Below are 11,585 nucleotides of genomic sequence, written 5' to 3'. Positions count from 1 at the left end.
TGCGGCGCGATAACGCCACGAGGGAGGCGCAAGGTGATTGACTTACCGCCGGTTTGGCAAGTACCTACTATTTTGTAGGTACCCTATCGGAGCGATGTGATGGCAACGAACTTACCTGAAGCCTGCGGCCTGGGGCCGGCATTCCTTGTGATCAGCGGCAAGTGGAAAGGCACTATCCTCTGGCTTTGCCGGAAGCAGCCGCGGCGGTTTGGCGAGTTGCGTCGCCTTATTCCCGACATGAGCGAGAAGATGCTCATCCAGCATTTGCGAGAGATGGTGGCGGACGGACTCCTTGACCGACACGATTTTGGGGAGGTTCCGCCTCGCGTCGCATACTCGTTGACTGACCTGGGTCTGGAGCTGGACGACGCTCTTGCTCCGCTTGCGCACTGGGGTCTCAAGCATTCGGATCGACTGACACGGGATCGACCAATGTCGCTGGTCAAGGCGTAGCGCCTTAGGTGCGGCGGTGTGCTGTGCGCGAGTATCGTTCCGACCTTGTTTGGGCCGACCCTCGAACAGCCGATCTTCGCCGAAAATGAGAGCAACTGCTCGGCCATTGCGGAGTTGATGTGGGTGCGGCCGTCGGCCAAGACGACTTCGTGCTCCTCAAGGTCGATCTGGGCGTCGGCGGGCCATTGTCCAGCACGGCCGGCTGGTGAGCGGCATCGCCGGCGGCGCCGGCGAATTCGGGCACATCAGCATCGATCCCGGCGGTGACCTTTGCCGGTGCGGCAATCGCGGATGCCTGGAGCTCTATGCCAGCTTTGCCCGGCCGCTCGAGCAGATTTCGCGCATCGTGCGGCGGCCGGTCACGATGGACGACGTGATCATGATGGCCGAGCAGGGCGACGTAAGGGCGCTGCGGATGATCGAGGGACACCGCCGAGTTCGCCGGCCGTGGGCTCGGCTTGATCGGTTCGGTGCTCAATCCGCCGCTCATTATCATCGGCGGCCGCATGGCCTTGGCGGGCGACATTCTCCTGGCGCCACTGATCGCGTCATATGAACGCCACACGCTCATCAAGTCCCGCGATGTGGCGCCCGCGCTGCGCACGCGGATAATCGTTGGCAAGCGCACGGAGAACGATGCATTGCTCGGCGCGGTCGGCCTCGTGCTGCGCCACAACAGCCGACTGCGATGATCCGGCTTCGCATCGATCGGTGCTTTGAGACTCGTTGTTTCACATCGGTGCGCACCCGCAACACGGCCAAGTCCCTCCGGCCGTTGGACTGGTTCACTCTGGCGCGTTAGAGCGTGGCTGATGATGAGCGTGCCGAGAGGTGTTATAAGGGTCGCGTGCGTTTATGGTGTTAACGGGCAAGCTTGGGAGCGGTTGTCAATGCCATATTGCTGCAGCAGGCCAAGCCCCACCCCTCGCCCGGCCGAGAAAACTGCAAGATGAAGCAGAGCGGAGTTGTCTTGCCGCACGGTGGTGGGCGGGTGGTGCCGGCTCTCGGGATCGACGTCCATGTGTGGCGGGTCGCCCTCGATGCTCCCCTTTCGCAGTCGGACCTGGCCGTGCTCAATCCAGCTGAATTGACCAGGGGCGGCCGGTTTGTTTTTGAGCAGGATCAGCGGCGCCATCTGGCAGCTCATGCCGGCTTACGCGGGGTGCTGTCCATTTACACCGGTCGGGCGCCGGGAGAGCTCGATCTGCGGCAGACCCCGCAGGGAAAGCCGTTCCTTGCTGACGGGCGCCTCTCCTTCAATCTTTCGCATTCGGGGGAGCTTGCCCTTGTGGCCGTGGCTGCCGCCGGGCAAGTCGGCGTGGATGTCGAACGCGTCGCCTCGAGGAGCGGGGAGATGTCCATTGCCCGTTCTCTGTTCGCGCCTGGCGAGATCGCACAACTTGAGTCGCTGGCGCCAGAGGCCCGCCGCCTCATGTTCTGCCGGCTTTGGACTTGTCGCGAAGCCGCGCTCAAGGCTGTCGGCGTCGGCCTCTCCGGAGAGGGACTCGAGATAGGGATGGACGGGAGCGGCGAAGCCTATATCCTCTCGCCGCCGCTGGAATTGGTTGAACCCCTCAGGCTCATTGAGTTCCGCCCAAGCGGGCACCACGTGGCCGCTGTCGCCTGGAGTGCACGCGGTCCTCAGGCCGTCGCACGCCGCTTCGATTTCGACTTGGGATTGCCTTGACGCTCCGGAACCGGATCTCGGTGACCCCTGTTGTTGGCGACGAGGATCGAGCGGACGGGTCCTCTTCAAAAGCAATCAGATCGGCTTAATAACTAGTCAAATTAGCCTAAAAAGTAGTCAGATCGGCTTAAATGACACATTTTGCGACAAAAATGCTAGGCTGGTAAATTTTGCTCTTGGACCTTCCGTTGGGACATGCACTTAAATACGCCGTGACTTAAATGCGCCGGGGGTTGGGCAATCCACGGTGTATACTAGGCGGGGGTCTGGGCATGAACATTCATCGTGGGGGCGATGCCCCTCAGCAGGTCATTGAGTCAACACAGCCAATCGCAGTTATCGGGATTGGCTGTCGGTTCCCCGGAGGGATCCAGGACGCGGACTCGTATTGGAACTTTCTCCTGGAGAAGAACTGCGGCATCGTCGATATCCCGGCAGATCGCTGGAATGTCGATGCTTTCTATGATCCGGAGCCCGATGCCCGGGGAAAGATGCGGACGCGCTGGGGTGGTTTTCTTGCCAGCGACGTTTTCGGCTTCGACCCGAGTTTCTTCGACATGTCGCCCCGCGAGGTGACAACGATGGACCCGCAGCAGCGCCTGGCGTTGCAAGTGGCCTTCGAGGCCGTGCAGGATTCCGATCTCACATTGGCCGATCTGCGCCGTGGACGCACCGGCGTGTTCATCGGCATCTCGACCAACGATTTCGCGCAGAACCTGCGCCGCGGACGTGTTGGCGGCGGCGACATCTTTGCCGGCACAGGTTCGGCGTTCTCGATCGCGGCCAACCGAATATCCCACCGTTTCGATCTGAAGGGGCCGAGTATCGCCGTCGACACGGCGTGCTCGTCGGCGCTCGTTGCCATCGACCAGGCAGTGCGCCACCTGAGCACCGGCACCTGTGAAACGGCGCTCGCCGGCGGCGTCAACTGCATGCTCGATCCAGGGCCGTTCATCGCATTCTCCAGCGCCAACATGCTCTCGCCGACCGGCGGTATCTACACCTTCGACGAAAGGGCGGACGGGTTCGTGCGCGGCGAAGGCTGCGGGTTCGTGTTGCTGAAGCTTCTCGACCGGGCAATTGCCGACGGCGACCGGATCTATGGCGTGATCCGTCATTCGATGGTCAATCAGGACGGGTATACGCCGACCCTGACGTCTCCGAGCGGGGAAGCACAGCAAGCGATGCTGGAGGCGCTGGTGGAAGGCGCCTCCATCGATCCGGCCGATGTCGACTATGTCGAGGCCCATGGAACCGGCACGCCGGTCGGCGATCCAATCGAGGCGGCTGCTATCGGCCGCGTATTCGGTGTGAATTCACGCCCAAAACCGGCCTATGTCGGATCGTTCAAGCCCAATCTCGGCCACCTCGAATCGGCGTCCGGCATTGCGGGTTTCATCAAGACGGTGCTGACGGCGGGAAAGGGCATCGTGCTGCCGAACCGGAATTTCGAGCGCCCGAATCCGAGCATTCCGTTCGACGCGCTCAACATCGCTGTGGCAACGAAGCCGACGCCGATCGACCACCACGGCCGGCCGATCCTGGCCGTCGTCAACTCCTTCGGCTTTGGCGGTACCAATGCCTCCATCGCCGTGGAAGGATGGCGGGGGTTGTCCGCCAACGCCAACCGTGCGCCAAGGCCGGTGATAGCCGGCCATCCGATAGCCGTCCCGATCTCGGCCGGCAGCACGGCGGGACTGGAACTGTGGGCCGGCCGTCTAGCCGATGCGCTGGAGCAGGGAGGCTCCCTTGCGGAGACGCCGGTCGAAGACATCACCGCCCATTTGAGCAGCGCGCGCGATAACTTCGCCCAACGGGCTGCGCTCATCGTCGAGCCGGAGCGCGCCGCGCTCCAGACCCAACTGCGCGCATTGGCTAAGGGAGCCATCGAGCAAAGCGCGGAAGGGCCAACCATCATCACCGGCAGGGCATCCAACCGTCGGCTCGCCATCGCCTTCTCGGGCCAGGGCGGCCAGTGGTGGGCCATGGCGCGCCGCCTGTTGAAGGAAGACCGTGCGTTTCGCCGAACCGCCGAGATGTTCGACGAAGTGCTGCGTCCGATGGTCGGCTGGTCGACCGTCGAGGAGATGCTGCGGGACGAGAAAAAGACCCGCATCAACGATGCCGACGTCACCCAGGCATCCATCTTCACTACGCAGATATCCCTCTACGAACGCTGGATAAAGGCCGGCGTACGGCCTGAGCTTCTGATCGGCCACAGCTTCGGCGAGGTCGCGGCCACTTACGTTTCAGGTATCATCGATATCGAGACGGCGGCTCGCATCATCGCCAAACGCGGCCTCATACCGCTGAAGAGCGAGCGGCGCGGTGCAATGGCCACGATAGGGCTGACGGTTCAGCAACTCGAACCTTTGCTCCCCGGTGACGAAAGCGTCGTCATTGCCGCCTACAACGGCCCGATCGCGCAAACGATTTCCGGCATGGAGGACGCGGTGCTTGGCGTACTGGCCAAGGTCGCGGAAGCCTATCCCGATGCGACGGCCCGCCGGATGACCATGGATTTCGGATGGCACAGCGCGCATCTGGAAGACTGCAAGGAATGGTTCCTCGGCGAACTGGGTCCGGTCGGCTGGAAAGAAGGCCGTCTGCCGATCATCTCGACCGTCACCGGCATATTCGAGACGAAATTCGACGCCGACTACTGGTGGGCCAATTTGCGCCAACCCGTCAGCTTTACCAAGGCATTGGATTTCACCCTCGATTTCGGCATCAATACTTTCCTGGAAATCGGTCCGCACCGCACGCTAACGCCGCTCATCCGAGGCATCTCGCAGGAGCGCGGCGCAGACGCCGCCGCGGTGAACTCGCTCGATCGCAAAACTGACGATTTCTGGACGCTGGCGCGGGCCGAGGGCAGCCTGCATGTTGCCGGCGTCGAATTCGACCGGCCGAAATCGTCGAGTGGCCACGTGGCCGTTCCCAAGTTACCCTGGAACAACCAGCGCCTGCTGAATACATCCGAGGAAACCAAGAGCTTCCTGTTCGAGGCACCCCGGCACGCACTGCTTGGATGGCGCGACTTCACCGCGGGGCCGTCCTGGACGAACGAAATCACGCTTAGAGGCTTCAAATTCCTGGCTGACCATCGCGTCAGCGGCGATTGCCTGTTCCCGGCCGTCGGTTACATCGAAATCATGGGGGCCGCGCTGCGCGACCATTTCGGATCTGACTCCGTGGAGCTGCGTGATTTCAAACTGTACGAAGCGCTTTCCATCGCAGAGGACGACGTCATATTGTTTACGACGACGTTCGATCCGGTCGGTAGCAGGCTGCGCATCTCCACGCTCCATCGGGGTTCGGACGACGGCTGGAGGACTCGTGCCGAAGCTTATGGCTTCAGCCACAAATATGAACTTGCACCAGCTCCCGCCGATCTCCTGCTGGATCGCCCGAACCTTGTCGAAAAGACGGAATTCTACCGTCTCGCCGAACGGCACGGGCTTGAATACGGTCCCTATTTCCAGTCGGTGAACGCACTCGACATTGTCGGCGACCGCCTAGTTGCCAGGCTGTCGAGCAAGGACCCCAACTTGTCGAAGCAGTATTTCGCCTTCCCCGGATTGCTCGACGCGGTGCTCCAGGCCGGCATCGGCCTGGCTTCGCATCGAGACGGCGTGTGGGTTCCAGGTGAATCGCTGCCGCCGGCTAATGAAGACAAGGCCCAGTATCAGTTGCGCCTGCCAACCGGCGCGCGCAAGATCCTGCTGGGCGCTCCGATGACGCCCGAGGTGATCGTCGACATCCAGCCGGGTCTCGACCCGTACTCAATGCGGTTCAGCGTATTCTCGCCGGAAGGGCAGCCGCTCATCGTTCTCGACAACCTTCAGACAAAGGCGCTGGGCAAGGTCAGGGGCAGCAGGGCCAAGCAGGGTGCCGGCTCGGGCTCCAGTGTTTTTGAGGAGCATTTCGAGAAGCAGGAAGCCAAACCCGCAGCGCCCTCATTGCGTTGCGCCCACTGGTTGGTGGTGGGTGATGGAACGCAGCGCCTCGAAACGACATTGGCTGAGTTGGTTAGCCGTGGAGCGACGGTCGAGGTCGCCAACCCGGCGCCGTTCCTGAACCTCGATGCGGATGAAGCGCTCGCCACGATCCGGGCATTCATGACCAAATCGGGTGGGAAAGGCGGCATCCTGTTCAGCGCCGCCGCCCCCGAAAAACTCGACGACAAAGCAGGCGGGGACGAGCTTCTCGCCAGGATCACGCCTATCGTCCACCAATTAATCACGCTTGGAAAAGTCATCGACCGGCTGCACAGTTCGTCCGAACCGCGGCCCGAACTGGTTGTCGTCACGTCCGGCAGCCGGCTTGTGCAAGGTGACCAGCCGATGAGCCTTTCAGGCCTGAGTGAGAGCGCCTTAATCGGCATTGCTCGCACAATGGCAAACGAGTTCAAAGGTTTGGGCATCCGTCTTATCGATGCGGATCCCACATCGCTGCACTCGGGGGTGAGCATTTCAGGTGCCGTGCTGGAGGAAACCGCAGAGACGGAATTCGTCCTGCGCGGCGCCGAACGCTACGTCCCGCGGTTGGAGCAGCTGGCTTTGCACGAAGTGGCGCCGTTGCGGCGGACGCTGGAGACGGCGCGGGATTCTTCCAACTTCGCCGCCACCATGACGGGGCCTGGTACCATCGACAACATCGTACTGCGCGAAATCGCTGATCCCGAATTGGCTTCGGACGAGGTCATGGTCGAGGTCGCCGCGGTCGGACTGAACTTCCGCGACATTATGGCGGCCACCAGCATCTTGCCGGACGAGTTGGAGAGTGACGAGGCATATTGGCGCAATCTCGGGCTGGAGTTCGCCGGCACCGTCCGCAGGGTCGGCGAACGGGTGACCAACCTCAAGCCCGGCGATCGCATCATGGGTATGGGCAAGGGCTACCTCAGGCGCTTCGCCAAGCTCCGGGCGGATCTCGCCATGCGCGTACCCGACGGCATCGATCTGATCGAGGCCGCGACCCTCCCGACAGCGTTCCTTACCGCTCACTACGCACTCAAACATATCGGCCGATTGGCACAGGACGAAATCGCGCTGATCCATCTGGCTTCGGGTGGTGTCGGCCTCGCCGCCATCCAGGTCGCGCATGATGTGGGGGCTCGAGTCTTCGGCACTGCAGGTAGCGACACAAAACGCGCCTTCCTGAAGAAATGGGGCGTGGACGAGGTCATGAATTCGCGCGCTCTCGATTTCGCCGACGAGGTGCGGTCCCTGACGCGTGGCCGCGGCGTGGACGTGGTGCTGAACGCGCTGTCTGGCAACGGCATCGACAAGAGCCTGGAGTGCCTGGCGCCCTTCGGCCGGATGGTCGAAATCGGCAAGCGCGATCTCGCCGACGACAAGCCGATCGGGCTTCGCTCGCTTTATCGCAACAACGCCTATTCGGTCATCGACCTCTCGACGCTCCCCGTGGAGAGGGAGAGCCTCTTCAGGCAATTGCTGGCGGAGGTCGAGGCAAAGGTTGCCGCCGGCGTCTACAAGCCGCTGGAGGCGACTCGCTTCCCGGCATCGCGCACGGCGGAAGCCATGCGCATGCTTTCGCGAGCGCTGCACATCGGCAAGGTGATCGTCACTTTCGACGAACCTTCCGTGGACATCGAACTTGACCTCGGCGCACAGTTCGCCGTCTCCGCTCGGGCCTCCTACCTCGTCACGGGTGGGCTCAAAGGCTTTGGCGTTGCGATCGCCGATTGGCTCAGTCAGAAAGGCGCGGGGACTATCATCCTTGCCAATCGAAGCGGTGTTCCAGATGCCGAAGCGGCTGTGGCTATCGAGATCATGGAGCAACGCGGCACGCGCATCGTTCGCGCGGCGCTGGACGTGACCGATGCTACCGCCGTTGCCAGGCTGATCGGCGAATATGCTGGGGGTGACGCTCCTCTGCGCGGCATCGTGCATGGCGCCGCGGTGATCGAGGACGCTTTCGTCTCGCAGCTCGATGCAGGCAAGATCGACCGCGTGCTGAGGCCGAAGATAGCCGGCGGGTGGAACTTGCATGTCGCCGTCGTCGAACACGATATCCCACTGGATTTCTTCGTGAATTTCTCTTCGATCGCGCAGGTTATCGGTTCGTCTGGGCAGGCCAACTACACAGCGGCCAACTCTGTTTTGAACGCAATCGCTACGTACCGCAGGGGTCGCAACCTGGCCGGCTCGTCGACCGCTTGGGGCATGATCGCCGGCAGTGGATTCGTTGCCAGGTCGGAAGCAATGACCAACTATCTCGATAGTGTCGGCATCAAGCCGGTTCAGGATTCTGAAGCGGCGGCGGCCCTGTCCTATCTCGTGCGCGCCAGATCGGAGAATCTCGGCTTTGCCAATATCGACTGGGCTGCGATCGCGCGCACGAACCCCGGCGCAGCGACGAATCCGAGGATTTCGCCGCTGCTTGGAGACAGAACCGGAGGGCGCTCTCGCATTCAGGCCGAGCTTGCAGCCGCGCCACGCGAGGCGTGGGACGACCTGCTCGCCGACATGATCCGGCGCGAAGTGGCGAAAGTCCTCAAGGTCGAGGCAAGCGCCTTGGCGGATGACCGCAAGCTCAGTGAGCTAGGTCTCGACTCCCTCTCATCATTCGAGCTGAAAAACCGCGTCGAGGCTCAGGTCGAAGTCGACATCCCTGTCGCCAAGTTCCTGCAAGCGCCGACGATCGCGGGACTGTCGCGCCTCGTCGCTTCCGCTTTCGAGGCGAAGCTGAAGGCGTCCGCCTTGCAGGTCCTGGCCGCACAATCGAGTTCCGATGGCGTTACAGCGCAGGAAGCCTTCCGGCCTCTGGGCCGCCAGGTCGATGCGATGATGCTGGATGGACGGCCTATGTCGTCGGCCGTCGCAAAGGCCGACAATCAGATCCTGGTCGAGACGAGTATTGAGCCCGGCGTGTCGCTGGCTGCGCTTGCGACAAGATTGGCGCGACTGGTCGAGAGACACGATGCGCTCCGGATGACGGGTGCGATATCGGCGTCCGGCGCCGTAGAGATCGGCTTCGAGGCTCAACCTGTTGTTGAAGTGCTTTCGCCGGGCGGTCGTTTGGGCGATGTGGCACTGCCTGGTCCGCTATGGCGGATCGGCGCGTGGCAGCGGCAGGATGGCGGTCACGACCTGCAAATCCGGGCTCATCGCGCGGCTGCCGACATGTTGTCGGTTCACCTTTTGCTCGCGCAGCTTGTGCAAGACGAAGCGGAAGCGGTCGAAGCAGCGCCTAGTTTTGCCGACTATGCGCGCGCAGTTCATCCAGTGCCCGGATCGAGCGAGTATCGTCGCGATTTCGCCTACTGGAAGGAGATCCTTCACCACGCGCCTGCGATCACACCGATCCCCGGCCGCAGTCGTGCCTCGTCTCCCGCCGGTATGGGAACGAACAGGGGCCGTGTCGGGTTGCTGGAAATTACGCTTCCCGCAGCAGCATTCGCGTCGAGATCGGAGTTGCCGTCCGCGCGCTTTCTGACCGCCTATGCCAAGGCCTTGGCAAACCGCCTCTCGCTCCAATCAATCGTCGTCGACCGCTGGTATAGCGAGCGCGGGGAGGGAGCACCAAGCGGATTGATAGGCCCCTTGGATGGGTCCTATCCGATTGTCCTGCGAGCCATGAATGAACTCGGTTACGATCTGCTGAGGAAGGTCGAGCGTGCCGACGCAAACGGCCACGCGCATCGGTCAATGGATACGTCGTCCCTGGAACTGGCGCTCGAAGAGGATCTGCGCATCCGCCATGTTTCGCTGCGCCAATTCGGCTTCGCTTTTCTCGACGGCAGCCAAGTTACGGCGCTCGCCGCCTTGGACCATCCTCTCGATGCGATCCCCGCATCCGCGCACGAGATTCAATTGTCCGCAGCGGCAAGCGACGCCGGTGTTGTCTGCCGGCTGAGCGTGGATCTCGACGTCGTCGAAGAAGCAACAGCGCGGTTGCTACTCGATCAGTTTCTGGACGAGCTTTCCTCCGAGTTCGAAACGTCAGGCCGCCTGCTGCCCACCGCAACGGGCTGGAGGCTGCGCGAGTGGTCTGGTCAGCCGAGTGGAAGCCAGGACGTCGAGCGCTCGCCGCTCGACGGCGTGCCCAACGTCGAAAGAGAGATTGCTGTGACCAGCACACAACTGGGGTTACTGCGTTTCCAGGAACATCCAGACGCGACTTCGCATGCGCGTGCCGCATTCATTGTAAGCAAGGAGTTCAAGATCCGGCCGCAGATGGACGCCGATCGTCTCAGACGAGCGATCGAAACGGTCATGGCGCGCCACGAGGTGATGCGTACCCGGTTCTTCCGCAAGGGGGCTAGATACGGCGCGTATCTGGAAAGGACGCCGACCGATTTCTTCAGGGTCGAGCAAGTCGCCGACGAGGCCGAAGCGATGGAGCGCGCAACCGAACTCGCGCAGGAAGGCATAGATATCGAGGCGCCGATGTTCCGTGTCACGATTATCCGGTTCGGCTCCGAGAGCGACCTGATCGTCGCCAAGGCACATCATCTCGTCGTTGACGGCTATTCCCTCGGCCTCATCGTCGAGGAGACAGTCAAGGCTTATCTCGGGCTGCCTCTTGATCCGGTGGAAATGAGTATCGACCGGTTCATCCGGGATTTCGACCATGTCGGAAAACCCGGTTCGTTCGAGCGGCGCGACGCATTCCTGCGCAAGGTATTCGTCGAGCCCTTGCCGCAGGTTCCCAATCTCGGGCGCAAGGCGAAAGGCTGGCGGACGAATGTCAATCTGATCGATTGCAGCCTCAGCGAGGACGTGACGCTCTCGATAGCCAGCGACCAGCAGGATGCGCTGCGCAAGCGTGCCAGGGCAGCCGGCACGACGGAAACGGCCATGATCATCGCGGCCTTTGCGCAGACCATCGGGGCGCGCGGCGGCGTGGACGACATGGTGATGCAGGTTCCAGCAGCCTTGCGCCACGACCGGCGGCTGGAGAACTATGTCAATTTCGTCGCCTCGGACGTGCCCGTGCGCGTGCGGCTGTCGCGGTTCGAGACGATCGAAGCGTTAGCCGGTTCGCTCGGAGAAGGGATCGAAGAGGCTATCCATTTCGCGCCCTTCATGGATTCGAACTACTTCGGAGACGTGCATGACGATGTCGTGGCCAAGGGGTCCTATACCTCCCTCTTCGTCGCCGGCACCCAAACAGTCGACAGATGGACACGCGCCACGCAGTCGGCCCCGCTTCAAAGGGCCCATGCCAGTGGCGAGCTTGATCTCGGCATGTTCAAAGTGACGCCCCTGCCTGACATGCGACGAGAAAAACCACGTACCAGCGAGATGGATCTGCGTACCTTTCCGACCGCGAACGGTCTCGGTCTGACCTTGATATTCGACCAATTAGGCTATGACCATGCGGAAGCAGAAGATATCCTAAGGGAAGTCATCGAACGGCTGTTGGCCGGGCAACCGGCGGTCGACGCCGCCGAGCAGGCGGCGATATAGCGATG

The 11,585-nt window shown here is 62.1% G+C and carries 5 protein-coding genes; all 5 read left to right on the top strand.

All coding sequences use genetic code 11. The features are described 5' to 3' along the window. The first annotated feature begins 99 nt into the window (after positions 1-99). The 5 genes from NKH91_RS01495 to NKH91_RS01475 all read left to right on the top strand — a co-directional run bounded on the left by NKH91_RS01495 (position 100) and on the right by NKH91_RS01475 (position 11,580). Entirely contained in the window at positions 100-453 is a 354-nt protein-coding gene (locus tag NKH91_RS01495) for a winged helix-turn-helix transcriptional regulator (protein ID WP_023720297.1), read from the top strand. Positions 454-637: 184 nt separating this feature from the next. Beyond that, positions 638-1,009 (top strand): ROK family protein, encoded by a 372-nt coding sequence (locus NKH91_RS01490; RefSeq protein ID WP_352845734.1) that lies wholly within the window; start codon positions 638-640, stop codon positions 1,007-1,009. Continuing rightward, complete coding sequence (locus tag NKH91_RS01485; RefSeq protein ID WP_352845635.1) at positions 912-1,145, top strand: hypothetical protein; 234 nt, start codon at positions 912-914, stop codon at positions 1,143-1,145. Before NKH91_RS01490 ends, NKH91_RS01485 begins: the two co-directional genes overlap by 98 nt. 257 nt (positions 1,146-1,402) lie before the next feature. Then, a complete protein-coding gene (locus tag NKH91_RS01480) occupies positions 1,403-2,140 on the top strand; it encodes a 4'-phosphopantetheinyl transferase family protein (protein ID WP_352642734.1) in 738 nt (245 codons plus the stop codon). A 221-nt stretch (positions 2,141-2,361) separates the two neighbouring features. Next, the gene (locus NKH91_RS01475) at positions 2,362-11,580 is read left to right on the top strand and encodes an SDR family NAD(P)-dependent oxidoreductase (RefSeq protein ID WP_352950944.1); all 9,219 of its coding nucleotides are present in this window, start codon (positions 2,362-2,364) and stop codon (positions 11,578-11,580) included. Positions 11,581-11,585: the final 5 nt, after the last annotated feature.

This window comes from Mesorhizobium sp. M0894, assembly GCF_040319725.1.
GTDB lineage: Bacteria > Pseudomonadota > Alphaproteobacteria > Rhizobiales > Rhizobiaceae > Mesorhizobium.
The sequence above is the reverse complement of the archived record's forward strand: the minus strand, read 5'-3'. Positions and strand labels throughout refer to the sequence as shown.